This is a genomic window from Streptococcus mitis (genome assembly GCF_019929545.1).
Classification (GTDB): domain Bacteria; phylum Bacillota; class Bacilli; order Lactobacillales; family Streptococcaceae; genus Streptococcus; species Streptococcus mitis_BU.
The window spans coordinates 43,713-69,292 of the sequence record NZ_JAHZPT010000005.1; the positions used below are offsets into that span (position 1 = coordinate 43,713).

Annotated in this window: 28 protein-coding genes; 18 read left to right on the forward strand and 10 right to left on the reverse strand. The window is 42.8% G+C overall.

Annotation, left to right across the window (positions count from 1 at the left end; all coding sequences use genetic code 11):
• Positions 1–94: 94 nt before the first annotated feature.
• From nusB to gatC, 8 genes are all read right to left on the reverse strand, one after another.
• The gene (nusB, locus tag K1I71_RS02765; RefSeq protein WP_078352524.1) at positions 95–520 is read right to left on the reverse strand and encodes a transcription antitermination factor NusB; all 426 of its coding nucleotides are present in this window, start codon (positions 518–520) and stop codon (positions 95–97) included.
• Positions 513–902 (reverse strand): Asp23/Gls24 family envelope stress response protein, encoded by a 390-nt coding sequence (locus K1I71_RS02770; RefSeq protein ID WP_000510575.1) that lies wholly within the window; start codon positions 900–902, stop codon positions 513–515. The genes nusB and K1I71_RS02770 overlap by 8 nt, the downstream gene beginning before the upstream one ends.
• Before the next feature lie 21 nt (positions 903–923).
• Positions 924–1,484 (reverse strand): elongation factor P, encoded by a 561-nt coding sequence (gene efp, locus K1I71_RS02775; protein WP_000568643.1) that lies wholly within the window; start codon positions 1,482–1,484, stop codon positions 924–926.
• An 81-nt stretch (positions 1,485–1,565) separates the two neighbouring features.
• Positions 1,566–2,687, reverse strand: coding sequence for an SPFH domain-containing protein (locus K1I71_RS02780; RefSeq protein ID WP_078352523.1), 1,122 nt, complete (start codon positions 2,685–2,687; stop codon positions 1,566–1,568).
• A gap of 9 nt (positions 2,688–2,696) precedes the next feature.
• Positions 2,697–3,662 carry a zinc-ribbon domain-containing transport protein gene (locus tag K1I71_RS02785; RefSeq protein ID WP_223330164.1) on the reverse strand — a complete coding sequence of 322 codons (966 nt, stop codon included), beginning with the start codon at positions 3,660–3,662 and terminating at the stop codon, positions 2,697–2,699.
• An 87-nt stretch (positions 3,663–3,749) separates the two neighbouring features.
• Entirely contained in the window at positions 3,750–5,192 is a 1,443-nt protein-coding gene (gene gatB / locus K1I71_RS02790) for an Asp-tRNA(Asn)/Glu-tRNA(Gln) amidotransferase subunit GatB (RefSeq protein WP_084861662.1), read from the reverse strand.
• On the reverse strand, positions 5,192–6,658 hold the full coding sequence (gatA, locus tag K1I71_RS02795; protein ID WP_223330165.1) for an Asp-tRNA(Asn)/Glu-tRNA(Gln) amidotransferase subunit GatA: 1,467 nt from the start codon (positions 6,656–6,658) through the stop codon (positions 5,192–5,194). Before gatA ends, gatB begins: the two co-directional genes overlap by 1 nt.
• Positions 6,658–6,960, reverse strand: a complete 303-nt coding sequence (gatC, locus tag K1I71_RS02800; protein WP_000705419.1) for an Asp-tRNA(Asn)/Glu-tRNA(Gln) amidotransferase subunit GatC — start codon at positions 6,958–6,960, stop codon at positions 6,658–6,660. The genes gatA and gatC overlap by 1 nt, the downstream gene beginning before the upstream one ends.
• 293 nt (positions 6,961–7,253) lie before the next feature.
• Between gatC and K1I71_RS02805 the strand changes: the two genes are divergently transcribed.
• Together K1I71_RS02805 and K1I71_RS02810 are read left to right on the forward strand one after the other, a co-directional pair.
• Positions 7,254–7,328: a hypothetical protein gene (locus tag K1I71_RS02805; RefSeq protein WP_232610068.1), complete on the forward strand. Its 75-nt coding sequence runs from the start codon at positions 7,254–7,256 to the stop codon at positions 7,326–7,328.
• Positions 7,329–7,626: 298 nt separating this feature from the next.
• Positions 7,627–9,171: a peptide chain release factor 3 gene (locus K1I71_RS02810; protein ID WP_001025437.1), complete on the forward strand. Its 1,545-nt coding sequence runs from the start codon at positions 7,627–7,629 to the stop codon at positions 9,169–9,171.
• A gap of 631 nt (positions 9,172–9,802) precedes the next feature.
• On the opposite strand, the gene K1I71_RS02815 is transcribed toward K1I71_RS02810, so the two are convergent.
• Positions 9,803–10,756: an aromatic acid exporter family protein gene (locus tag K1I71_RS02815; RefSeq protein WP_223330166.1), complete on the reverse strand. Its 954-nt coding sequence runs from the start codon at positions 10,754–10,756 to the stop codon at positions 9,803–9,805.
• Positions 10,757–10,822: 66 nt separating this feature from the next.
• Positions 10,823–12,028 (reverse strand): serine/threonine transporter SstT, encoded by a 1,206-nt coding sequence (gene sstT, locus K1I71_RS02820; protein ID WP_223330167.1) that lies wholly within the window; start codon positions 12,026–12,028, stop codon positions 10,823–10,825.
• Positions 12,029–12,179: 151 nt separating this feature from the next.
• On the opposite strand from sstT, the gene K1I71_RS02825 reads away from it, so the two are divergent.
• From K1I71_RS02825 to K1I71_RS02900, 16 genes are all read left to right on the forward strand, one after another.
• Complete coding sequence (locus tag K1I71_RS02825) at positions 12,180–12,740, forward strand: mechanosensitive ion channel family protein (RefSeq protein ID WP_024057615.1); 561 nt, start codon at positions 12,180–12,182, stop codon at positions 12,738–12,740.
• A 57-nt stretch (positions 12,741–12,797) separates the two neighbouring features.
• Entirely contained in the window at positions 12,798–13,703 is a 906-nt protein-coding gene (locus K1I71_RS02830; protein ID WP_223330168.1) for a magnesium transporter CorA family protein, read from the forward strand.
• A gap of 16 nt (positions 13,704–13,719) precedes the next feature.
• Complete coding sequence (locus K1I71_RS02835; protein ID WP_153199162.1) at positions 13,720–14,247, forward strand: YqeG family HAD IIIA-type phosphatase; 528 nt, start codon at positions 13,720–13,722, stop codon at positions 14,245–14,247.
• 2 nt (positions 14,248–14,249) lie between these two features.
• The gene (gene yqeH / locus K1I71_RS02840; RefSeq protein ID WP_223330169.1) at positions 14,250–15,356 is read left to right on the forward strand and encodes a ribosome biogenesis GTPase YqeH; all 1,107 of its coding nucleotides are present in this window, start codon (positions 14,250–14,252) and stop codon (positions 15,354–15,356) included.
• 213 nt (positions 15,357–15,569) lie between these two features.
• Positions 15,570–15,881, forward strand: coding sequence for a ribosome assembly RNA-binding protein YhbY (yhbY, locus tag K1I71_RS02845; RefSeq protein ID WP_000060169.1), 312 nt, complete (start codon positions 15,570–15,572; stop codon positions 15,879–15,881).
• A gap of 51 nt (positions 15,882–15,932) precedes the next feature.
• Complete coding sequence (locus K1I71_RS02850) at positions 15,933–16,562, forward strand: nicotinate-nucleotide adenylyltransferase (protein WP_223330170.1); 630 nt, start codon at positions 15,933–15,935, stop codon at positions 16,560–16,562.
• Positions 16,562–17,155 carry a bis(5'-nucleosyl)-tetraphosphatase (symmetrical) YqeK gene (gene yqeK / locus K1I71_RS02855; protein ID WP_223330171.1) on the forward strand — a complete coding sequence of 198 codons (594 nt, stop codon included), beginning with the start codon at positions 16,562–16,564 and terminating at the stop codon, positions 17,153–17,155. Before K1I71_RS02850 ends, yqeK begins: the two co-directional genes overlap by 1 nt.
• Positions 17,156–17,509 carry a ribosome silencing factor gene (gene rsfS / locus K1I71_RS02860; protein ID WP_084974231.1) on the forward strand — a complete coding sequence of 118 codons (354 nt, stop codon included), beginning with the start codon at positions 17,156–17,158 and terminating at the stop codon, positions 17,507–17,509.
• A gap of 109 nt (positions 17,510–17,618) precedes the next feature.
• On the forward strand, positions 17,619–18,344 hold the full coding sequence (locus tag K1I71_RS02865; protein ID WP_223330189.1) for a class I SAM-dependent DNA methyltransferase: 726 nt from the start codon (positions 17,619–17,621) through the stop codon (positions 18,342–18,344).
• Between the two features lie 9 nt (positions 18,345–18,353).
• Positions 18,354–19,451 carry a nucleotidyltransferase gene (locus K1I71_RS02870; protein ID WP_223330172.1) on the forward strand — a complete coding sequence of 366 codons (1,098 nt, stop codon included), beginning with the start codon at positions 18,354–18,356 and terminating at the stop codon, positions 19,449–19,451.
• Between the two features lie 237 nt (positions 19,452–19,688).
• Positions 19,689–19,943, forward strand: coding sequence for a type II toxin-antitoxin system Phd/YefM family antitoxin (locus tag K1I71_RS02875; protein WP_000388572.1), 255 nt, complete (start codon positions 19,689–19,691; stop codon positions 19,941–19,943).
• Between the two features lie 3 nt (positions 19,944–19,946).
• Positions 19,947–20,201: a Txe/YoeB family addiction module toxin gene (locus K1I71_RS02880; protein ID WP_000924730.1), complete on the forward strand. Its 255-nt coding sequence runs from the start codon at positions 19,947–19,949 to the stop codon at positions 20,199–20,201.
• 202 nt (positions 20,202–20,403) lie between these two features.
• Positions 20,404–22,017 (forward strand): ribonuclease Y, encoded by a 1,614-nt coding sequence (locus tag K1I71_RS02885; RefSeq protein WP_000404936.1) that lies wholly within the window; start codon positions 20,404–20,406, stop codon positions 22,015–22,017.
• Between the two features lie 128 nt (positions 22,018–22,145).
• Positions 22,146–22,772, forward strand: coding sequence for a guanylate kinase (gmk, locus tag K1I71_RS02890; protein ID WP_000775041.1), 627 nt, complete (start codon positions 22,146–22,148; stop codon positions 22,770–22,772).
• A 24-nt stretch (positions 22,773–22,796) separates the two neighbouring features.
• Positions 22,797–23,111 carry a DNA-directed RNA polymerase subunit omega gene (rpoZ, locus tag K1I71_RS02895; RefSeq protein WP_000979235.1) on the forward strand — a complete coding sequence of 105 codons (315 nt, stop codon included), beginning with the start codon at positions 22,797–22,799 and terminating at the stop codon, positions 23,109–23,111.
• A gap of 65 nt (positions 23,112–23,176) precedes the next feature.
• Complete coding sequence (locus tag K1I71_RS02900; RefSeq protein ID WP_223330173.1) at positions 23,177–25,573, forward strand: primosomal protein N'; 2,397 nt, start codon at positions 23,177–23,179, stop codon at positions 25,571–25,573.
• The last annotated feature ends 7 nt before the right edge of the window (positions 25,574–25,580 follow it).

The following is a 25,580-nucleotide window of genomic DNA, read 5'->3' on the forward strand; positions in this document are numbered from 1 at the left end:
ACTAGAACTGGCAGTCAGTTCTAGTTTTTATGTTGTCCTTACTCTGTATCAAGGAAGAGGTAAAAGGTGCTTGGGAAACCAAACACCTTTTCGATTATTCATTTTCTTCAGTTACAAATTGACTAAGCAGTCCGTTGATAAAGCGGGCTGATTTTTGATCTGAAAAATTCTTAGCAAGTTCAATAGCTTCATTGACTGCTACCAGCTGAGGTGTATCAAATGATGTGATTTCAAAGATACCCAAGCGTAGTAAGTTTTTTTCGACCAAGGTCAATCGTTCAACTGTCCAGCCTGACTTGAGGTGCTGGTTGATTTGTTTATCCAACTCGTCTTTTTGAGCTTGAACACCAGAAACCAAGTTCAGAAGAAAGGCAGGGATTTGCAAATCTTCATCTTCACGGTCATGTGTATATGCAAAGTGACAAGCTGTTTCCATATCTGTGCCGAATTCAAGGCTCATGAGGGCTTGAAAAGCGCATTTACGAAGTTCGCGTCTAGATTCTAATAATGGACTAGTCATTGAGGAAGTCCTCGTTAAATAGATCTTTCAACTCAGGTTTTGGTGTTTTATCTGGAACGATTCCTGCAACATGGATGTTAACAGCAGCAAGTTCCACATCAGCCATATCTCGGACAGCATCTTTGACTGCTTTTTGAATAGCAAGAGCCACTTTTGGTACTTTCACACCGTACTCAAGATAAAGGTAGATGTCAGCAGTTAGTTCTTCGTTGCTTTCTTTTAAGTAGACTCCACGACCAAGAGAGAGTTTTGATAGGGTATCAGATACGGATTTATTTGAAAATGAATGGACACCATCAACTTTAGCAGTTGCGATGGCAATGATTTTTTCAAGTACACGTGGAGCGATAACGATTTCGCCAAATTGTTCTTCAATTCCCATAGAATGACCTCTTTCTAGAGATTAGGCACGAGAAACGTAAGTTCCTTCTGCAGTGTTGATGATCAATTTTTGTCCAGCTTCGATGAAGTCAGGAACGTTGACAACAAGTCCAGTTTCCATAGTTGCTGGTTTACCAGAACCTGTAACAGTAGCACCTTTGATAGATGGTTGTGTTTCAGCAACTGTCAATTCAACAGTAGTTGGTACAGTTACACCGATTACTTCAGTTCCGTAGAATTGGATTTTTACATCAGAGTTTTCAAGGATGTAAAGCAATTCATTTTCAACGTTTACGACTGGGATTTCGTATTGGTCGTAAGTTTCAGTGTTCATGAAGTAGGCAGTTTCATCCATTTTGTACAAGTATTGAGCTGGAACAGTTTCGATAATAGCTTGTTCGAATTTTTCTTCTGGACGGTAGCTTGTGTCAAATGTAGAACCAGTACGGACATCACGCAATTTCATACGCATGATCGTGTTCCCTTTACCTGGTTTGTGGTGGCTAGCTTCCAAAACGCGAATCAATTTTCCGTCTGCAGTTTCAAATGTCATACCAGCTTTCAATTTGCTTGCTTCAATCATGTTTTTACCTCTTTAATAAATATTGTTACTCTTTATTGTACCATAAAACGCAATAATTCTCAAATGTCAGATTAACTTGAGTTAGTTGACAGGCACGATATTTCCTTCTTCATCTTTGGTTACGAGAACATACTTGCCGTCTACCTCGATGTAAAAGTTCTTACTTGCAGTTTGCCCATTATTTTGAATAGGAGCTTGAGTTTGTTGGTTGAGTTGCCCGCCAAGCGTTTGTCCAAGATTCATTCCCATAATTATGTTCATACCATTGCCATTGCCTTCATTGTTTGCAGCAACGATGAGAGCTTCGTTACGGGCACGACGTTCTTCAATCTCAATCGTATTGTATTTCATAGCGACTAGTTCGCTATCAAGTTTACGAATAATATTCAAGCTTTCTTGGTCATAGCTCAAATCTTCAAGCAGGATGTTGGTTGTTTCAATTCCGTAAAGTCCAGTCCATACCTTGTTAACTTCTTGTTTTGCTAGATCGTTGAAAGTATCTTGATTGGCATTAAGACTATAGATATCAACTCGGTTTTCGTTTGTAAATTTGGCGATTGCAATAGCAATTTTAGGAGAGATATTTTGTCTGAGAGTTCCCTGAGCGATATCTTTCAGGGTAAATGCTCTATGATCTTCAATTTGTTGACTGATGGAGCTGACATAAAATAGGACTGGATCAGCAACTTTGATATCAAACAAGCCGTAGAAACGAATATTGAGCAATTGTTGATAGCGTTCACTGAAATACTCTACGGCGTTTTGAGTACCAAATTTATTACCTGCGATGGGTTGCATACGGATAAAGATGATTTCCTGTTGGGTAATGACTTGACCACCAAAAGAGAAGCGGTTTTTGAAATTTTCCCAAGTACCCTTTATACCACCCTTTTCAAGAAGCCAGGCATTATCTTCAGAACGCCATTCGTGGCTACCAGCTTCTAAGACATCGCCAAGGAAGGTTCCGTTGTTGACAAGAATAGCTACATAACCTTGTGGAACAATGACTACAGAACCATCTGTTAAAAGTCCAGTATTTTGGTTGTTTTGTCTAGAAGTGCCGTCAGGATCTTTTGTAAGAAGTTGTCCTTTAATGGCCAAGGCATCAGCTGTTAGGTTATTTGGAAGAACAATAGCTTCTTTAAATTTGCTATCGTTGAAACTATTAAGCCCTGAAGATAGGGCGGCACGAATAAATCCCATAATTTCCTCCTAATTATAAAGTTCGTCTTCATCCACAACATCGTAGGTATCGAGTACCCATTGGTTTGGACTGCGTGTTAGATCAGCATCGCAATAGTCACATTTACTGATAGCAGAGATTTTCAATGGGGCACCACAGTTTGGACAGTGGTCACTGATGGCTTCATCACTGACATTTAGTTTAGTTTGACTTCCGTGTTTACGGATAAAGTTCATTTGATAGACTGTAAACAAGTCCTCTTGAGGATCACCTTCGATGACACGTTTGCTTTGGTCTTCAATGACATAGTCCCTGAGTGTAGATGACAAGATCACAACAAGGGTATCGTTACCATCAGGATTTTCGTAGAAATCTTTAATGCGAACATTTTCAACATAGACTTTTTCTAAAACATTGGTTGTTTTCGCCCGGATATGATCTTCGAGTTGTATACTATGTTGGGAATAAAGGCTGGTACTTTCAAGAGAGCGAGCCAAATTCCAATCCTTTTTAGTCCAGGCTGCCTGTAACTGAATATAGACTTCTTTAACCCATGAAGCGAAAGCATCGGCATCAAAGTTTGGATCGCCATATTTAACACGACTAGTAGCTAATGTATTGTGTTCAACTCGACGATGGTTTTGGGGATTATATACAGTAGCGCTACTATAGGATTTTTCTGATGAGCTTTGATTACTTTTATTCTTTAGAACTAAGACAACTACGTAAACACCTATTAAAAAGACTACAATTCCGTACAACTCTTGCTCAGAGTAACTTGAACTATAGGAACCGTCTCCAGAACTGTAGCTACTTCTGTAGGAAGAACTACCGCTATTACTGCTACTGGAACGGCTTCGGCCACGATTTGAACTGGAGCTACTATGGCTAGAGCTACCACTTCGAGAATGTCCTACCCCTGCATCGATGGATTGCATCGGTGTAACGAAAAGGAGTAGTAAACAGGTGGTGAGAAGAGTATATAACTTTTTCATATGTCTCCTAACTATATGAATGCATACTGCAAGCCATCAGAACTGCTAATTTTTTAGCAGTCTGGTGTCAGTTATACTTTAAATGAGTTACTCATTTTTCAACTTTGCCAATTCTTGTGCAAGTAGTTTAAGGGCAACTTGTGGGTTGGCTTGTCCTTTGGTTGCTTTCATAAGGAATCCTGTGAAGGCCTTGTCTGCGTTGCGTTTGCCTGACTTGAAGTCGGCAACAGCAGCTTCGTTATCGGCAAAGACTTGGTGGATGATTGGAATCAGAATATCTGGATCTGAGATTTGAACCATGCCTGCTTTTTCCACGTATTCACGCGCTCCACCGCCGTTTTTAGCCAGGTGGACAAAGACTTTCTTGGCAATCTTAGAAGAGATAGTACCGTCTTCGATGATGGCAATCATTTCTACTAAGTTTTCTGGTGTCAATTCGATTTGTTCCAGTGTCTTACCTTCAGCGTTTAAGAATTGAGCAACCTCACCTTGAAGCCAGTTAGAGACTTGTTTGGCATCGCCACCGAGGGCAACAGCTTTTTCAAAGAAGTCAGAAGTGACTTTATTTGCAGTCAACTGGCTAGCATCGTAGTCTGACAAGCCAAGGTCAGATACATATCGCGCACGACGCTCTTTTGGAAACTCTGGTAACTCTGTACGCATTTCCTCAATCCACTCATCTGAAATTTCAAAGAGGGGTAGGTCTGGTTCTGGGAAGTAGCGATAGTCTGCAGCACCTTCCTTGACACGCATGAGGATGGTTGCCTTGTTAGCTTCATCGTAACGGCGTGTTTCCTGGCGGATTTGACCCCCTGAGCGAAGGATTTCAGCTTGACGTTGAACTTCGTATTCAAGACCTTTGCGAACGTTTGAGAAGGAGTTGAGGTTCTTCAACTCAGTTTTGGTACCGAATTTTTCTTGACCATAAGGGCGAAGGGAGATATTGGCATCCACACGCATAGAACCTTCTTCCATCTTAACGTCAGAAATACCAGCGTACTGGATAACTTCCTTGAGGGCTGTCAGATAAGCGTAGGCTTCTTCTGGTGAACGCATATCGGCTTCAGATACGATCTCAATCAATGGCACCCCTTGGCGGTTGAGGTCAACATAAGAGTAACCATCTGTACCGTGGGTGTTTTTACCAGCATCTTCTTCTAGGTGGGCACGTTCGATACCGATTTTCTTAGTTGTACCGTCTTCTAGCTCCACTTCAATCCAGCCGTTATAACCGATTGGCTCATCAAACTGAGAAATTTGGTAGGCTTTTGGATTATCAGGGTAGAAGTAGTTCTTGCGGTCAAAGTGCATCTTTTTGTGGATGTCCATGTTGAGGGCAAGAGCTGCCTTGATACCTGCATCAACAACACCTTTATTGAGAACTGGCAGAACTCCTGGGAAGGACCAGTCAATCACGTTAGTGTTGGCATTTTGGTCATTTCCAAAGTGGGCAGAAGTGGGTGAGAAGATTTTTGAATTGGTGTTGAGCTCTACGTGGACTTCAAGTCCAATGACTGTTTCAAAGTTCATTAGTTATCACCTCCAAAAATCACGGGTTGTTGTTTGTGGTAGTCTGTTGTCGCTTCAAAAGCAGCAGCAGCTTGGTAAATGGTTTCCTCAGAGTACTTAGGACCAATCAATTGTAGACCAACAGGCAGACCTTGAGCGAATCCAGCAGGAATCGAAATTCCAGGCAGTCCTGCCAAGTTTACAGGTATAGTCAAGAGGTCAGCCAAGTACATGGCAACTGGGTCGTGGTTGAGTGAATCCAAGTCATAGGCAACACTTGGAGCAGTTGGTCCCAAAATCAAGTCGTAATCCGCGAAGACTTTTTCGAAATCTTGAATGATGAGTGTACGAACCTGACCAGCTTTCTTGTAGTAGGCATCGTAGTAACCTGATGAAAGGCTGAAAGTACCCAGCATGATACGACGTTTCACTTCTTCACCAAAACCTTGGCTACGGCTGTTTACATAGATTTCATCAAGGTTGGTCGCATCTTCTGCGCGGTAGCCGTAACGGATACCGTCAAAACGTTGCAAGTTTGATGAAGCTTCAGATGAAGCGATGATGTAGTAAACGGCAACTCCGTATTTAGAGTGAGGCAGGCTGACTTCTTCGACGATAGCACCAAGTTTTTCAAAGTGTTTGGCTGCGTTCAAGATTGTTTCCTTAACCTCTGGGTCAATCCCTTCGCCAAGATATTCTTTAGGTAAAGCAATTTTCATGCCCTTGATGTCTTGACCGATTTTTGAAGTAAAGTCGGCAATGCGGACAGGGGCAGAAGTAGAGTCTTTGGCATCTTCGCTGGCAATCGCATTGAGCAAGAGGGCATTTTCCTTAACAGTCGGAGCAAAAGGTCCAATCTGGTCTAATGAGCTACCAAAGGCAATGAGACCGAAACGTGAAACTGTTCCGTAGGTTGGTTTGAGACCAACAATCCCGTTAAAGGCAGCAGGTTGGCGGATAGAACCACCAGTATCAGAACCAAGTGATAAGCGGACTTGCCCTGACGCTACAGCTGCGGCCGAACCACTTGATGAACCACCAGGAACCTTGCTGTGGTCCCAAGCGTTTTTAGTGGCACCGTAGTGAGAAGTCTCACCTGAACCACCCATGGCAAATTCGTCCATGTTGGTTTTCCCAACAACAATCATGCCCTTGGCTTTTGCATTGGCAACGGCTGTCGCATCAAAAATAGGCTCATAGTTGTAGAGCATTTTTGAAGCAGCAGTTGTGAGAATACCGTCTGTAGAGATATTATCCTTAACAGCAAGTGGAATTCCTGAAAGGACATTATCAGCATCAATTCCAGCTTCATCAATAGCTTTAGCTTGAGCAAGGGCTTGCTCCTCAGCGATGGTGACAAAGGCGTTGATAGCTGTCTCGCGAGACTGGATATCTTCAAGCGTAGCTTGTGTCAATTCTGTTGCTGAAATTTCCTTAGAAACAAGGAGATTGTGCAAGTCTTCAATGGTTTTATTGTTAAAAGTCATTAGGCATCTCCTCCATCGTCTAGGATAGCTGGTACCTTGATATAGTAGTTGTCTTTTTCAGGTACGTTTTTAAACAAGCGATCACGGTCTGTTCCTTCTTCGGCCACATCAGGGCGGAGTACGGTCTTGCGGTCAGCCATGGTCGTAGTAGGTGCGACACCAGTTGTGTCAACTTCGCCCAGTAACTCAACCATGTCAACAATCTTAGACAAGGTAGTCGCAAAGGCAGCAGTTTCTTCTTCAGAGAATCTTAATTTTGAAAGATTGGCAACGTGTGTTACCTCTTCTTGCGTAATTTTCATCTTGCATCCTTTCGTGAAATGATGATTTTTAGTCTGTTCTATTTTACCATATTTTCCTATAAATAAGGGAAGGAAAGATGAAAAAAGACAGGTATAGGATGGAGAACGGATTTTGATGATGATATATTTGAAAAGCGGATTTCAAAGGGGAAAATATATGGTACAATAGTTTAACAGAGAAGTGAAGACGGTGGTTACAAAATCGAAAGGATGGTGATGCTTATGTGCAGATCCTGTAAAATCTTAGTAGAAAGGAGTAACCAGATTTGTCCCCTTTTGAGGCTTTGACACTCATGTTTGTAGCTGGTAACTTTGTTATCACGCTCCTAAAGTTCATCCTTGAATTGGTAAAAGAGACAAAAAAATAGCCGTCCTAACTTTGGCGAGTTAACGAGCTATTTTTTAGTTATGTAATTACAGCCACCGTCTTAAACGGCTCTGTGGGGTGTTGTTGTCGCAACACCTTTTTCTATATTTATTGTAACATTTATTTGAAAAATTGCAAGGGGAATTGTTCTACTTTAGCAGTGTCTGACATAAAATAGAAATTGAAAAAAATGCTAAAATCCGATATAATGGAGTGTTGAAAGGAATGGTAAAATCCAATGTAAAAATCATTCTTAGCTATTGAAACAAGAAAAATAGAGAATCAAAGAAAGAGAACTTATGAATATTCAAGAAGAAATTAAGAAACGTCGCACCTTTGCTATCATCTCCCACCCGGACGCGGGGAAAACAACTATTACTGAGCAGTTACTCTACTTTGGGGGCGAGATTCGTGAGGCTGGTACGGTAAAAGGAAAGAAAACAGGGACTTTTGCTAAGTCTGACTGGATGGATATCGAGAAGCAACGTGGGATTTCGGTTACTTCATCTGTTATGCAGTTTGACTACGATGGAAAACGTGTGAATATCCTCGACACGCCAGGGCATGAGGACTTTTCAGAAGATACTTATCGGACCTTGATGGCGGTGGATGCTGCGGTCATGGTTGTGGACTCTGCCAAGGGTATCGAGGCCCAAACTAAGAAATTGTTTGAAGTTGTCAAACACCGTGGTATTCCAGTCTTTACCTTTATGAATAAGCTGGACCGTGACGGTCGTGAGCCACTGGACCTCTTGCAAGAATTGGAAGAAGTCTTGGGTATTGCGAGTTACCCGATGAACTGGCCAATCGGGATGGGGAAAGCCTTTGAAGGGCTCTATGACCTCTATAACCAACGCTTAGAGCTCTATAAGGGGGATGAGCGTTTTGCCAGTTTAGAAGATGGGGACAAGCTTTTTGGTAGCAATCCTTTCTACGAGCAAGTTAAGGATGATATTGAACTTTTAAATGAAGCTGGGAATGAGTTTTCAGAGGAAGCTATCCTTGCTGGAGAATTGACGCCCGTCTTTTTCGGTTCAGCTTTGACAAACTTTGGTGTCCAGACCTTCCTTGAAACCTTCCTTAAGTTTGCTCCGGAACCACATGGACACAAGAAAACAGATGGCGAAATTGTTGATCCTTACGACAAGGATTTCTCAGGATTTGTCTTTAAAATCCAAGCCAACATGGACCCTCGTCACCGTGACCGTATTGCCTTTGTCCGTATCGTTTCGGGTGAGTTTGAACGTGGCATGAGTGTCAATCTGCCTCGTACTGGTAAGGGTGCTAAACTGTCTAATGTTACCCAGTTTATGGCGGAAAGTCGCGAGAATGTGACCAATGCCGTGGCAGGAGATATCATCGGGGTTTACGATACAGGTACTTATCAGGTTGGGGATACTTTGACAGTTGGTAAAAACAAGTTTGAATTTGAACCACTGCCAACCTTTACACCTGAGATTTTCATGAAAGTTTCTGCCAAGAATGTCATGAAGCAAAAATCCTTCCACAAGGGAATCGAGCAATTGGTGCAAGAAGGAGCCATTCAGCTTTATAAGAATTACCAAACAGGCGAGTATATGCTGGGTGCTGTCGGCCAACTCCAGTTTGAAGTCTTCAAGCATCGTATGGAAGGCGAGTACAATGCGGAAGTAGTCATGAGCCCAATGGGTAAAAAGACCGTTCGTTGGATCAAACCTGAGGACTTGGATGAACGGATGTCGTCAAGCCGAAATATCTTGGCCAAAGACCGTTTTGACCAACCAGTCTTCCTCTTTGAAAATGACTTTGCCCTCCGCTGGTTTGCGGACAAGTATCCAGATGTAGAGTTGGAAGAAAAGATGTGATGAAGATACAAAGCCCGTTAAAAAAGCGAGAAGAAAATAGGAAAATCGCCGAAGAAACGTAGTTTCTAGAAGATTTTATCTTTTTCTCGACGCTTTTAGGGCGTGTTCAATTTTTCTAACTGCCTTACTAACTACGTTTGGCAAATAGAATCGATTTGCTAAACTCCGTGTCGTAGTTCAGTAAATGTATTTTATTGTGTAACAATCTAAGTAACTAACGCCAAGTTTCTATGGAACTTGGCTGGGCGCTCCACTAGTAAAGTTTTACGAATATTGTCGCTTCGTAAAACTCAGTGTCGTAATCTAATAATAGGTAACCGCTATGACGGTCTACCTAAACGCTTCACTAGTAAAAGTCCGCGAATGATATTGATTCGTGGATTTTTCCGTCGTAATGGTAAGGAAGCGGTAACTGTTTTACTAACTTCGTTTGCAAATAGACTCGATTTGCTAAACTCCGTGTAGTGGATAATAATACTGCAAACTTTGCAGTATTTTATCTCAGCATTCTATAAAAAGATGTTGAATATTAAGCCTTATTCGTTTTACTATTAACCTTTATGGTAATAACTTACAAATAAAAGAAAACTTCAGATATTCACCTTTTGTGATTGGTCTGAAGTTTTCTTTTTTACTGTCCATATTTTTGGTAAAAGTCAACTTTTACTTGGATGAAGGTTTTTGCTTCACGTAGGAGTTGTAGGAGCGTGGCACGGGTTTCAAATTCTTCTCTTGTCTTGGGCAGACTGCGATTACGGAAGACTTCCAGATAACGTTCAATTTCATCTAGCAAATCAGAAGCAGGATTGGTCTGGCTTAGTTGGCCTGCAATTTTTGAAAAGAGTTGGGCTAAAATCAGGCTCTCACTGGCAGCTAGGTGACAGGTGTTGATTTGCTGGGCCATATTTCTCAGGATACGACTTTGTCGCTGTCTCATCTCAAAATAGTGGATATGGTAGTCCGTCTGGTGCAAGAGGTGGTCAGAGTGATCTAGATAGACCAGTCTAAGGGCTTCTTCCAAAAGGGTATCCAATTCTTCAACCAGCTGTGCTCGATTGCGTCCATCCCCTCTGGATAAATAATATTTAAAGCGCTGGAGGATATCTTTTAAATTTTCTTCTACTAATGTGTGGTAGTGATGAATTTCCTCTTCTCGTGAAGGCATGTAGAGATTGACAAGTAAGGCAAATCCTGTACCGATTGCAAAGAGAAGGAATTCATTGACTAGAAGGTTTGGAGAGGTTGACTCTTGAATCAAGAGATGGCTAACCAAAACCGTGCTTGGTGTGATGCCAATTTCCCAGCCCATCTTGTAGGCTAGAGGCACGTAGAGGGCAAGATAGAGGCCAAGGCTCCAGATATGAAATCCGCTCAAGTGAAAAGCTAAAACGCCAATAGCAAGAGCTAGAAGCATGGAAAAGAGTCGATTGCGGGCCAGTTTTAAGGTACTTCTACGAGTATCGGATAGGCTCAATAGGGCGATGATTCCAGCCGAGACAGCTGAGGAGAGATTGAGAAAATAAGCAAGAAGGCAGGCAAGGCAGGTAGCTAAGATGAGCTTGGTCGTACGTTGGCTAATAGACATATAGATTTTCTAGTAAGTTAGATAAAAGCGTAAAAGACAATACCTGAGCAGGCTTGTCTTTATGAGTTATTTTTTACGGGCTGCTGCGTATTCGGCAACGGCAGTAAAGAGGACGTCTGTAGAAGAGTTGAGGGCTGTTTCACATGAGTCTTGGATGACACCAATCACAAATCCAACACCGACAACTTGCATGGCAATATCGTTAGAAATACCGAAAAGGCTACAAGCAACTGGGATAAGAAGGAGGGATCCTCCAGCAATACCAGAAGCACCACAGGCTGAGATTGCTGCCACTACACTGAGTACAAAGGCTGTCGCAAAGTCAACAGGGATTCCCAAAGTATTTACTGCAGCAAGGGTCAAAACGTTAATAGTAATCGCTGCTCCGGCCATGTTGATAGTAGAACCGAGTGGGATAGAAACCGAATAGGTATCTGGATCTAGTCCAAGGTCGTGACAAAGTTTCATGTTGACAGGGATGTTCGCCGCAGAACTACGAGTAAAGAAGGCTGTAACACCGCTGACACGCAAACATTTCCAAACGAGGGGATAAGGATTTCTCTTCATAAAGAGAAAGGCAATCAATGGATTGACAACCAGAGCGACAAAGAACATAGTTGTCACCAAGAGGACAAGCAAGATTCCGTAGTTAGCGAGGCTTCCGATTCCCTTATCAGAGATGGTTTTGAAGACAAGACCAAGGATACCAAATGGAGCTAGGTTGATAATCCATTCGACAATCTTAGAAGTCACATCAGCTATGGTTTTCAGCAATTCTTTACTATTTTTGCTGGCTTCTCTCATAGCAATCCCGAAAACAACTGCCCAGGATAGGATACCGATGTAGTTGGCTGTGACAAGGGCATTGACTGGGTTGTCAACCAGTTTGAGCAAGAGGTTGCTGAGGACTTGTCCAATCCCATCTGGTGGAGCAATATCGGTATTAGCACTATTTAGGGTAATTTCAACAGGTACGATGAAACTTGCTAGTACAGCGATAAGTGCAGCTGCAAAGGTTCCTACCAAGTAAAGGAAGATAACCGTTTTCATGTTGCTATCTTGTCCCTTTTGATGTTGGGAAAGGGCGTTAGCAACGAGGGCAAAGACTAGAATAGGTGCGATGGCTTTTAGACCACCAACAAAGAGATCTCCGAGTAGACCAATTCCTGAAATGTTAGGAAGTGTTAGCCCTAGGGTTCCTCCAATAAGCATACCAATCAAAATCCGTTTGATCAGGCTTGCCTTATTCCAAGCATGAATGAATTTTTTCATAACAATCTCCTTTGTTGTGTAATGTTTATGATTATAGTATAAATATGAGTTAAAATCAAGAATTTTCTGTCTATTTCGGCTATTATTTTTGAATATTTATGGAGATTCATCACTTGTAAAAGTATGGTATAATAAATGAAAGGAGTTTTCTATGAAAGAATTTATTCAAACCTACCTCAATAAGCTTGATATAACAACGATTATTGAAAATATCTTAACCAAGTTAATTTCTCTGTTATTCTTATTTTTACTCTTTTATATAGCTAAGAAATTGCTCCATACCATGGTGCAGAGAATTGTCAAACCTTCTCTAAAAATGTCTCGTCATGATATCGGGCGTCAGAAAACCATCTCACGTCTGTTAGAAAATGTGTTTAATTATACCCTTTATTTCTTTTTGCTTTACTGTATATTGTCTATTTTGGGTTTGCCAGTCTCTAGTTTACTAGCAGGTGCTGGGATAGCTGGGGTGGCTATTGGTATGGGAGCCCAAGGTTTTCTGTCTGATGTCATCAATGGCTTTTTCATCCTCTTTGAACGTCAACTGGATGTAGGAGATGAGGTCGTTTTGACAAATGGTCCTATTACCGTATCGGGCAAGGTTGTCAGTGTCGGCATTCGAACAACGCAACTCAGAGGAGAAGATCAGGTTCTGCACTTCGTTCCCAATCGGAATATCACCGTCGTCAGCAATTTCTCACGCACAGACTAGACCTGTTATTTTAAGTAATTTGTGGTACAATAGAAAGAGTTTAATAAAGGAGAAAAGATGGTTTTAGAAAAGCAGTTGGGCAATGGTTGTACCTGGATAGACCTTGATGTGGATAAGATTAAAAATATGGAAGATCTTTCTGACATCTATGGATTGGACAAGGAAACCATTGAGTATGCTCTGGATAGAAATGAACGAGCTCATATGGATTATAACCGTGAAACGGAGACGGTAACCTTTATTTATAATGTTCTTGATTTAGAAAAAGACAAAGAATATTATGAAGCGATTCCCATGACCTTTATCGTCGAAAGACAACGAATGATTACCATCAGCAACCATAAGAATGCTTATGTCATTGATCAGATGTCAGCTTATCTGGATAGCCATGAGTCGCTTTCTATTTACAAGTTTCTCTTTGCTGGTTTAGAGATTATCAGTAACGCTTATTATCCTGTCATTGAAGAGATGGATAAAAGTAAGGACGAAATTAGTGCCTTGCTACGTCAAACTACAACAAAGAAAAATCTCTTCGCCCTCTCTGACTTGGAGACTGGTATGGTTTACTTGACAGCAGCAGCAAAACAAAATCGACTCCTCTTGGAACATATCCAGGGCCATGCTCTCTATCGCAGTTTTAACGAGATTGAGAGAGAACAGTTTGATGACGCCATGATTGAAGCCCATCAGTTGGTGTCTATGACAGACTTGATTTCTCAAGTCTTGCAACAACTCTCAGCTTCTTACAACAACATCCTAAACAATAACTTGAATGATAGTTTGACAACATTGACTATCATTTCAGTCTTGCTAGCTGTTTTGGCAGTCGTGACAGGCTTTTTCGGAATGAATGTTCCTCTACCATTTACAGAAGAGCCAAATGCTTGGATTTATATCTTAATGACTAGCTTGATTTTATGGGTGGCCTTATCTCAATGGCTGAAGAAAATTACTAGAAAATAAAAGAAAAGGAGCCAGAATGGCAATTGAAAATTATATGCCAGATTTTGCTGTGGAAGCAGTCTATGATCTGACAGTCCCAAGCCTGCAGGCGCAGGGAATCAAGGCTGTTTTGGTCGATTTGGACAATACCCTCATTGCTTGGAACAACCCTGACGGGACGCCAGAGATGAAGCAATGGCTACATGATCTCCGTGACGCGGGTATTCGCATCATTGTGGTCTCAAATAACACCAAAAAACGAGTCCAACGCGCAGTTGAGAAGTTTGGAATTGATTACGTTTATTGGGCTCTGAAGCCCTTCACATTTGGGATTGACCGTGCCATGAAGGAATTCCACTATGAGAAAAGTGAAGTGGTCATGGTTGGCGACCAGCTCATGACAGATATTCGAGCAGCCCACCGTGCAGGCATTCGCTCAATCTTGGTCAGGCCCTTGGTTCAGCACGACTCTATCAAGACTCAGATTAACCGTGCTCGTGAGCGCCGTGTTATGCGAAAAATCACTGAAAAGTACGGACCGATTACATATAAAAAAGGAATTTAACTATGGAAGAAATTCTCTGTATTGGTTGTGGAGCAACCATTCAGACGACAGACAAGGCTGGTCTTGGATTTACCCCCCAGTCGGCACTCGAAAAAGGTTTGGAGACTGGCGAAGTCTATTGCCAACGCTGTTTCCGTCTCCGTCATTACAATGAAATCACAGATGTCCAGTTGACGGACGATGATTTCCTCAAGCTCTTGCACGAGGTGGGAGACAGTGATGCCTTAGTGGTCAATGTCATTGATATCTTTGATTTTAATGGCTCTGTTATCCCAGGTTTGCCACGTTTTGTCTCGGGCAATGATGTCCTCTTGGTGGGAAATAAAAAAGATATCTTGCCCAAGTCTGTTAAACCAGGCAAGATTAGCCAGTGGCTCATGGAACGTGCCCACGAAGAAGGACTTCGTCCAGTTGATGTCGTCCTAACTTCGGCCCAAAACAAACATGCTATTAAGGAAGTCATTGACAAGATTGAACACTACCGTAAGGGCCGTGATGTCTATGTCGTTGGCGTGACAAACGTTGGAAAATCAACCCTCATCAATGCCATTATCCAAGAAATCACGGGTGACCAGAATGTCATCACGACTTCGCGCTTCCCAGGGACAACCTTGGACAAGATTGAGATTCCGCTCGATGATGGGTCATATATCTACGATACGCCGGGGATTATCCACCGCCACCAGATGGCCCACTACTTGACGGCCAAAAACCTCAAGTATGTCAGTCCTAAAAAGGAAATCAAACCTAAAACCTATCAGCTCAATCCTGAACAAACTCTGTTTTTAGGAGGTCTCGGACGTTTTGACTTTATATCAGGAGAAAAACAAGGATTTACTGCTTTCTTTGACAATGAACTCAAACTCCACCGTACCAAGCTAGAAGGCGCTAGTGCCTTTTACGACAAGCATCTTGGAAACCTTCTAACACCACCAAATAGTAAGGAAAAAGAAGATTTTCCAAAACTAGTTCAGCATGTATTTAACATTAAGGAAAAGACAGACCTAGTTATCTCAGGACTAGGCTGGATCCGTGTAACAGGCACAGCCAAAGTCGCCGTCTGGGCACCAGAAGGCGTCGCCGTCGTCACACGAAAAGCAATTATTTAAACACAGAAAGGAAAGGGTTGTCTAAATTCGTGCGTGCCCTGAGAGCCCACAGCGAATACTTTTCACTGTGGTGTCAGTTGGTACAAGTGATTGTACCAACTGCGGAAAATTTGAGACCTTAGGCTCAAATTTTAGTCATGAAAGTCCAAAGGACTTTGCTGACGTCCGTCACCACTTCAGAAAAGTATAAAAAGAAACTCTTTTAAAGAAATTATGTCATTAACATCAAAACAACGTGCCTTCCTCAACAGCCAGGCACACACCCTCAAACCCATCATCCAAATCGGAAAAAATGGACTCAACGACCAAATCAAAACCAGCGTCCGTCAAGCTCTTGATGCCCGTGAATTGATCAAGGTGACTCTTTTGCAAAACACCGATGAAAATATCCACGAAGTAGCTGAAATTTTGGAAGAAGAAATCGGTGTGGACACAGTCCAAAAAATCGGACGAATCTTGATTTTGTTTAAACAATCCAGCAAGAAAGAAAATCGCAAGATTTCTAAAAAAGTCAAAGAAATCTAAAAACGATACTCCAAATAACTGTTTTTACAGAGAAATAAAGGAGACTAGCCTATGGCAATCGAATTATTGACTCCCTTTACCAAGGTAGAGTTGGAGCCAGAAATCAAGGAGAAAAAACGCAAACAAGTCGGGATTTTAGGGGGGAATTTTAACCCTGTTCACAATGCTCATCTCATTGTTGCGGACCAAGTACGGCAACAGTTGGGACTAGATCAAGTTCTGCTTATGCCTGAATACCAACCTCCTCATGTAGATAAAAAGGAAACAATCCCTGAACACCATCGTCTCAAGATGCTTGAGTTGGCGATTGAGGGGATTGAAGGTCTGAATATTGAAACTATTGAGTTGGAGCGCAAGGGCATTTCCTATACCTACGACACCATGAAGATTTTAACAGAGAAGAATCCAGATACGGATTATTACTTTATCATCGGTGCCGATATGGTGGACTATCTGCCTAAGTGGTACCGAATTGATGAACTGGTTGATATGGTTCAGTTTGTGGGAGTTCAGCGCCCACGCTACAAGGCAGGGACTTCTTATCCAGTTATCTGGGTGGATGTGCCTCTCATGGATATCTCGTCCAGCATGGTGCGTGGCTTCCTTGCCCAAGGTCGGAAACCTAACTTTCTCCTACCTCAGCCTGTGCTAGACTACATCGAGAAGGAGGGGCTCTACTGATGGCCTATCAAGACTATATCAACTGCTCCCGTGAGGCTTTGTTGGAAAAAATGGCAGAGCTTCTACCTGAAAAACGCTTAACCCATTGTTTGGGTGTGGAGCGTGCAGCCATAGAACTGGCTCAGCGATTTGGAGTTGATGCCGAGAAAGCAGGGCTAGCAGGTCTTCTTCATGACTATGCTAAGAAGTTGTCAGATCAGGAATTTCTGGACTTGATTGACCGTTATCAGCTAGACCCTGACCTCAAAAACTGGGGCAATAATGTCTGGCATGGTATGGTTGGCATCTACAAGATTCAGGAAGATTTGAATTTGCATGATTCTGAAATTCTACGAGCTATTGAAATCCATACAGTTGGGGCTGGTCAGATGACAGGCCTAGATAAGGTTATCTATGTGGCAGACTATATTGAGCACAATCGAGCCTTTCCTGGAGTAGATGTGGCGCGGGAGATTGCAAGTCTATCGCTCAATAAGGCAGTGGCCTACGAAACAGCTCGTACCGTGGAGCATCTAGCCCATCAGGGATTCCCCATCTATCCCCAAACCCTTGAAACCTATAACGCCTTTGTGCACTATTTGAAAGAGGACTAAATGAACGAAAAAGAATTACTAGAACTAGTCGTGAAAGCGGCTGATGAGAAACGTGCGGAGGATATCCTCGCACTTGATGTACAAGATTTGACTAGCGTGACTGACTACTTTGTTATCACTAGCTCAATGAATAGCCGTCAGTTGGACGCTATCGCTGACAATATCCGTGAAAAAGTAGCGGAAGCGGGTTTTAAAGGAAGCCATGTCGAAGGCGATGCAGCTGGAGGCTGGGTCTTGCTAGATCTCGGTGGGGTTGTTGTGCATATCTTCTCAGAAGAAATGCGTGCCCACTATAACCTAGAAAAACTCTGGCATGAGGCAGATTCAGTAGATATTTCAGAAGCTCTTGCCTAGAAGATGAACTCAGTTGCAGTCAACTGGGTTTCTTTGCTTATTTTAAAAGAAATTGATGGAAAGGTAAAGGGCTAGTGGTGTTTATCATGGAGCTCTTTGTATCATGATTATGGCAACTTATGAAACCTTTGCGGCGGTCTATGATGCGGTCATGGATGACAGTTTATACGATAAATGGACGGATTTTTCCCTCCGTCATTTGCCAAAGACCAAGGAGAGAAAGAAACTCTTGGAATTGGCTTGTGGAACAGGTATCCAGTCTGTCCGCTTTTCTCAAGCTGGTTTTGATGTGACTGGACTTGACTTGAGTGGGGATATGTTGAAGATTGCTGAGAAGAGAGCAACTTCCGCCAGGCAAAAGATTGAATTTATTGAAGGTAATATGCTGGATTTGTCCAAGGCAGGTAAATATGATTTTGTCACCTGTTATTCGGACTCTATCTGCTACATGCAGGATGAGGTGGAAGTCGGAGACGTCTTTAAGGAAGTTTATAATGCCCTCAATGAGGATGGGGTCTTTATCTTTGATGTGCATTCCACCTACCAGATAGATGAAGTTTTTCCAGGCTATTCTTACCATGAAAATGCAGAAGATTTTGCCATGCTCTGGGATACCTACGAGGACGAAGCTCCTCACTCCATCGTGCATGAGTTGACTTTCTTTGTCAAGGAGTCTGACGGCTCCTTTAGTCGTCACGATGAAGTGCATGAGGAGCGGACCTATGATATTTTGCTAGAACAGGCCGGATTCAAGTCCTTCAAACTCTATGCGGACTTTGAGGACAAGGAACCGACAGAAACCAGCACCCGTTGGTTTTTTGTCGCGCAGAAGTAGGAGATTATCATGACCATCACAGGTATTATCGCGGAGTTTAATCCCTTTCATAATGGGCACAAATACCTGCTGGATCAGGCAGAGGGGCTGAAAATTGTGGCTATGTCAGGGAATTTCATGCAGCGTGGAGAACCTGCTATCGTGGATAAGTGGACACGAGCCCAGATGGCTCTGGAAAATGGCGCAGATTTGGTAGTAGAATTGCCCTTTTTAGTCAGTGTTCAGGCAGCAGATTTTTTCGGCCAAGGAGCTGTGGATATCTTGGCTAGGTTGGGTATTGATAGCCTAGTTTTTGGGACAGAAGAAGTTCTGGATTACCAGAAAATTACTGACTTATACACAGAGCAGGGTGCTGAGATGGAGAAATTTGTGGAAAATCTGCCTGATTCTCTTTCCTACCCACAGAAAACCCAAGCCATGTGGAAGGAATTTGCAGGTCTTGATTTTTCAGGCAATACGCCCAATCATGTTCTTGCTCTGGCCTATGTCAAGGCGGTTGCTGGACGAAACATCAAGCTGCATCCGATTCAACGTCAGGGCGCTGGTTACCATTCTGTGGATAAGGATGTGGACTTTGCCTCGGCGACAGCCCTCCGTCAGCACCAGAGGGACAAAGATTTCTTAGAACGCTTTATGCCTTCGGTTGACATCTTTGAAAATGCTAATAAGGTGAGTTGGGACGACTATTTTCCTTTGCTCCGCTATCAAATCTTGTCAAATCCCGACCTAACTACTATCTATCAGGTCAATCAAGAAATGGCTGTGCGCATCAAGGATGCCATCAAGACAGCCCAGTCTGTGGAAGACTTGGTCGAGGCGGTTGCCACCAAACGTTACACTAAGGCGCGTGTCAGACGCCTTTTGACCTATATCTTGGTGCAAGCTAGAGAAAGTGATTTGCCAGAAGCCATTCATGTCCTTGGTTTTACCGAAAAAGGCAGACAACATCTCAAGTCTCTGAAAGGGCAGGTCTATCTAGTCAGCCGAATTGGCAAAGAACCTTGGGATGCTATGACTCAAAAAGCAGACCAGATTTACCAACTGGGACAACCAAGTATAGCAGAGCAGAATTTCGGCCGAGTACCCATTAGAATAGAAACAAACTAAGTCTACTGAAAGGTAGGCTTTTTGAGATTTTTTACGAATAATACTCTTCGAAAATCAAATTCAAACCACGTCAACGTCGCCTTGCCGTACTCAAGTACAGTCTGCGGCTAGTTTCCTAGTTTGCTCTTTGATTTTCATTGAGTATAAATAGATAGAAAAGAAAATCTTGTACAAGTTCCTGACAATTTCTTTCTTTTTGTGTATAATAGTGGAAAAGAGGTAAAACGAGGTATGGTTATGGAAGCAGTTCTTTACTCAACATTCCGAAATCATTTAAAAGACTACATGAAGAAGGTAAATGATGAATTTGAGCCTTTGACGGTGGTCAATAAAAATCCAGACGAGGACATTGTAGTCCTTTCAAAGAGCGAGTGGGATAGTATTCAAGAAACTCTGAGAATCGCTCAAAACAAGGAACTATCTGACAAGGTCTTGCGAGGAATGGCTCAAGTTCGTGCTGGAAGCACTCAGGTCCATGTTATTGAGGAATGATGAATGCTACTCAAGTTTACAGAAGATGCGTGGGCAGATTATTGCTACTGGCAAACTCAGGACAAGAAAACGTTAAAAAGAATCAATAAACTAATCAAGGATATTCAACGTGATCCCTTTACAGGAATAGGTAAGCCAGAACCACTCAAGTATGACTACCAAGGAGCCTGGTCACGTCGTATCGACGCAGAAAATCGCTTGATTTATATGATGGATGGAGATAGCGTGGCTTTCTTGTCTTTCAAAGATCATTACTAAGTCTACTGAAAGGTGGGCCTTTTCTATAATTTTTACTAAGCTATAACTTCTAAGAAATAGAGATTGCACTAATAAATTTTAGGTAAATGCATTCCAATTTCCCCAAAACATATTCTATTTTAGGTTTGTGAAAATCACTTTTTTATGGTAGAATGTAAAAGAATGTATGTCATTCGGAATAACAATAAAATGAGGTAAAAACATGGAAATCATGTCGCTTGCGATTGCTGTTTTTGCCGTCATCATTGGTTTAGTCATTGGATATGTCAGCATCTCAGCCAAGATGAAATCATCTCAGGAAGCTGCAGAGTTGATGCTTTTAAATGCTGAACAAGAAGCAACTAATTTACGTGGACAAGCTGAACGTGAAGCGGATTTATTGGTTAATGAAGCCAAACGTGAAAGCAAGTCTCTTAAAAAAGAAGCACTATTGGAGGCCAAAGAAGAAGCCAGAAAATACCGTGAAGAAGTGGACGCTGAATTCAAATCAGAACGTCAAGAACTCAAACAAATCGAAAGTCGTTTGACAGAGAGAGCTACTAGCCTTGACCGTAAGGACGACAATTTGACGAGTAAAGAACAAACACTTGAACAAAAAGAACAAAGTATTTCTGATAGAGCGAAAAACCTTGATGCGCGTGAAGAGCAATTAGAGGAAGTCGAAAGACAAAAAGAAGCAGAACTAGAGCGTATTGGTGCCCTGTCTCAGGCAGAAGCACGAGATATTATCTTGGCACAGACAGAGGAAAACTTGACCAAGGAGATTGCTAGCCGCATTCGCGAAGCTGAGCAAGAGGTCAAGGAACGTTCTGACAAAATGGCCAAGGACATCTTAGTTCAAGCTATGCAACGTATTGCTGGTGAATATGTAGCGGAGTCAACAAACTCAACGGTTCATCTGCCAGACGATACTATGAAGGGACGCATTATTGGTCGTGAAGGTCGTAACATTCGCACCTTTGAAAGTTTGACTGGGGTTGATGTGATTATCGACGATACACCAGAAGTGGTGACCTTGTCAGGATTTGATCCGATTCGTCGTGAGATTGCCCGTATGACTATGGAAATGTTGCTCAAAGATGGTCGTATTCACCCAGCTCGTATCGAAGAGTTGGTTGAGAAAAACCGTCAAGAGATTGATAATAAGATCCGTGAATACGGTGAGGCAGCAGCCTATGAGATTGGTGCGCCAAACCTTCATCCAGACTTGATGAAGATTATGGGACGTCTGCAGTTCCGTACTTCTTATGGACAAAATGTCTTGCGTCATTCGATTGAGGTTGCTAAGTTGGCTGGTATCATGGCGAGCGAACTTGGTGAAAATGCGGCTCTTGCCCGTCGTGCTGGATTCCTTCACGATATCGGGAAAGCTATTGACCGCGAGGTTGAAGGTAGTCACGTTGAAATCGGTATGGAATTGGCTCGTAAGTACAAGGAACACCCAGTTGTGGTGAATACGATTGCTAGCCACCACGGCGATGTCGAAGCTGAGAGCGTCATTGCAGTGATCGTCGCTGCAGCAGATGCCTTGAGTGCGGCCCGTCCAGGTGCTCGTAGTGAGTCTCTTGAAAGCTATATCAAGCGTCTTCATGATTTGGAAGAAATTGCTAACGGCTTTGAAGGAGTACAAACTAGCTTTGCCCTTCAAGCAGGACGTGAAATTCGTATCATGGTCAATCCAGGACAAATCAAGGACGACAAAGTCACAATCTTGGCTCACAAAGTTCGTGAGAAAATTGAAAACAATCTCGATTACCCAGGAAATATAAAGGTAACCGTGATTCGCGAGCTTCGTGCAGTAGATTATGCTAAATAAATAAGAAAGAGCAGTTGAAAAATTACTGCTTTTTTGTTACACTAGATAGAAAGACTGTAAAGGATAATCTGGCTTTTTGTCATTATTCTAGAGAAATGTTATTTCACAGACTGACTAAAGGAGACACAATGGCAGACCGAGGCTTACTAATCGTTTTTTCTGGTCCTTCAGGGGTTGGAAAAGGAACGGTTAGAAGAGAGATTTTTGAGAGTTCTGAAAACCAATTTCAATACTCTGTATCGATGACGACACGCGCACAACGTCCTGGTGAAGTGGACGGAGTGGACTATTTCTTCCGTACTCGTGAAGAATTTGAAGAGCTGATTCGTCAAGGACAGATGTTGGAATACGCAGAATATGTCGGCAACTACTATGGCACTCCTCTGACCTATGTCAATGAAACCTTGGACAAGGGGATCGATGTTTTCCTTGAAATTGAAGTTCAAGGAGCTCTTCAAGTCAAGAAAAAGGTTCCAGATGCTGTCTTTATCTTCCTGACACCACCAGATTTGGATGAATTGCAAGATCGTTTGGTAGGACGTGGAACAGACAGTGCAGAAGTGATTGCCCAACGAATCGAAAAGGCCAAGGAAGAAATTGCCCTTATGCGTGAGTATGATTATGCGATTGTCAACGATCAGGTGCCCCTAGCTGCTGAGCGTGTCAAACGTGTGATCGAAGCAGAGCACTTCCGTGTGGATCGTGTCATTGGTCACTATCAGGAGATGTTACCAAAGTCTCCAACTACCCGATAAAATTTAGAAAATAGGTACAAGCAAATGATGTTAAAACCCTCTATTGATACCTTGCTCGACAAGGTTCCTTCAAAATATTCACTCGTAATCTTGGAAGCAAAACGTGCCCACGAATTGGAAGCAGGTGCTCCAGCAACTCAAGGTTTCAAGTCTGAAAAATCAACTCTTCGCGCTTTAGAAGAAATCGAATCAGGAAACGTTACAATTCACCCAGATCCAGAAGGAAAACGTGAAGCAGTGCGTCGCCGTATCGAAGAAGAAAAACGCCGCAAAGAAGAAGAAGAAAAGAAAATCAAAGAGCAAATCGCTAAAGAAAAAGAAGATGGTGAAAAAATTTAAGGTTGGGGGGACTCAATCTTATTTTTTCTATTGCAAGAATGTACTGACAAGGAGGAGGTGAGAAGATGCCCATAGCCAAGATTATTGTAGATGTGCCCTTGATGCAGACGGACCAGCCCTATAGTTACAGGATTCCTGAGGAATTTGAGGGAATGCTGGAAGTTGGGATGCGAGTTCATGTGCCTTTTGGTAAGGGAAATCGCCTGATTCAAGGGATTGTTCTTGGTTTGGAGTCCCAATTGGATGAAGAAGAGATGGAGCAAGATTTAAAAGATATTGCCGAGGTACTGGATTTTTCCCCTGTTCTCACGCAAGAACAACTCTGGCTGGCTGAGGAGCTCCGTAAATCCGTCTTTTCCTATAAAATTTCTATCCTCAAGGCTATGTTACCAGGGTTTCTGAACTCTAGCTATGACAAAATTCTCTATCCTATGGCAGGTCTGAGTCAGGAAGACCGAGAGCGCTTGTTTGGTTCAGAAGATTCGCTTGCCTTTTCTTCTCTAGATTTAGGTAAGCAAGCTGAAATGATGCGTTTGACTAGAAAAGGCCTGCTTGGTCTAGAATATCAGGCGATTGATCAAAAGAAGGTCAAGACCCAGTCTTGGTATGAGGTTGACCTTGCTCAATTAGAAAGTGTAGAGATTTCTACACGCGCCAAGAAAAAGTTAGAACTGAGAGACTATTTGCTTTCTCATCCTGAGAGTGCTTCCTTGGCTAGTTTGCTAGAGTTCTATTCGAGGGAGCAAGTTAACTTCTTTGTGGAACGAGGTGCTGTGACCATAGTTCAAAAGGAAGTCCAACGCTCGGCTGCTTATTTTGAAGGAATTGAAGCAAGTAGACCTTTGGAGTTAAATCCAGAGCAAAGACAGGCGCGTGATGCGGTTGTGAGTGCGATTGGCAGTCATCAGCCTCCCTTCCTCCTTCAAGGGATTACAGGAAGTGGGAAGACCGAGGTTTATTTGCAGATTATACAAGGGGCTTTGGACAAGAGCAAGACAGCTATTTTGCTGGTGCCTGAGATTTCCTTGACTCCACAGATGACGGAGCGTTTTATTGCTCGTTTTGGGGACAAGGTGGCCATTCTTCACTCAGGCTTGTCCAATGGTGAAAAGTATGATGAATGGCGCAAGGTGGAACGCGGCGATGCCCAAGTTGTGGTTGGTGCCAGATCGGCCATCTTTGCTCCGCTGAAAAATCTGGGTGTCATGATTATTGATGAAGAGCATGAAGCGACTTATAAGCAGGACAGCAATCCCCGATACCACGCCCGGGATGTAGCTATTTTGAGGGCCCAGTACAATCAAGCAGCTCTGGTACTTGGTTCAGCAACTCCTAGTCTGGAAAGCCGTGCTCGGGCTGGCAAAGGCGTCTATCAACACTTACGTCTGACCCAACGGGCCAATCCTTTGGCTAGGATTCCTGAGGTTCAAGTGATTGATTTTCGGGACTATATCGGACAAAACGAGACGTCAAACTTTACGCCACCTTTGCTAGAAGCGATTCAGGATCGTCTGGCTAAAAAAGAGCAGGTGGTTCTTATGCTCAATCGTCGTGGTTATTCTAGCTTTGTTATGTGTCGGGAGTGTGGGACCGTGGATACTTGTCCTAACTGTGACATTTCCTTGACCTTGCACATGGATACCAAGACCATGAACTGCCATTATTGTGGTTTTTCGAAGGACATTCCTCAGGTCTGTCCTAACTGTAAGAGCCGAAGTATTCGTTACTATGGGACAGGGACACAGAAGGCTTATGATGAGCTGGCAGAACTCTTTCCGCAGGCCCACATTTTGCGGATGGATGTGGACACGACTCGTAAGAAAGGTAGTCATCAAGCTCTGCTTGACCAGTTTGGTAGAGGGGAAGCAGATATTTTACTAGGTACTCAGATGATTGCCAAGGGATTGGATTTTCCAAATGTGACTTTAGTCGGAGTGCTCAATGCGGATACGGCTTTGAATTTGCCAGACTTCCGTTCTTCTGAGAGAACCTTCCAACTTTTGACTCAGGTTGCAGGCCGGGCAGGTCGTGCTGAAAAAGCTGGGCAGGTCTTGATTCAGTCTTACAATCCGCAGCACTACGCTATTCGATTTGCAAAGGATCAGGATTACGAAGGTTTTTATGCCTATGAAATGGGAATCAGACGACAACTTGGTTATCCGCCTTACTATTTCACCATTGGCATTACCCTTTCTCACAAGAAAGAGGAAGAGGTGGTCAAACGTGCTTATGAAGTTATGAACATTTTGCGGTCAGGATTGTCAGAGATCAGTAACATTCTTGGGCCAACGCCCAAACCCATTGCTCGTACCCACAACCTCTATCATTATCAGATTTTGATTAAATACCGTTTAGAAGATGAGCTGGGGCCGACCCTCAATCAGGTCTTGGCCTTGACTCAAGAACGGGAAAATAGTGAGCTTCGTCTCAGCATTGACCATGAGCCACAGCAATTTTTATAAGAAGGAG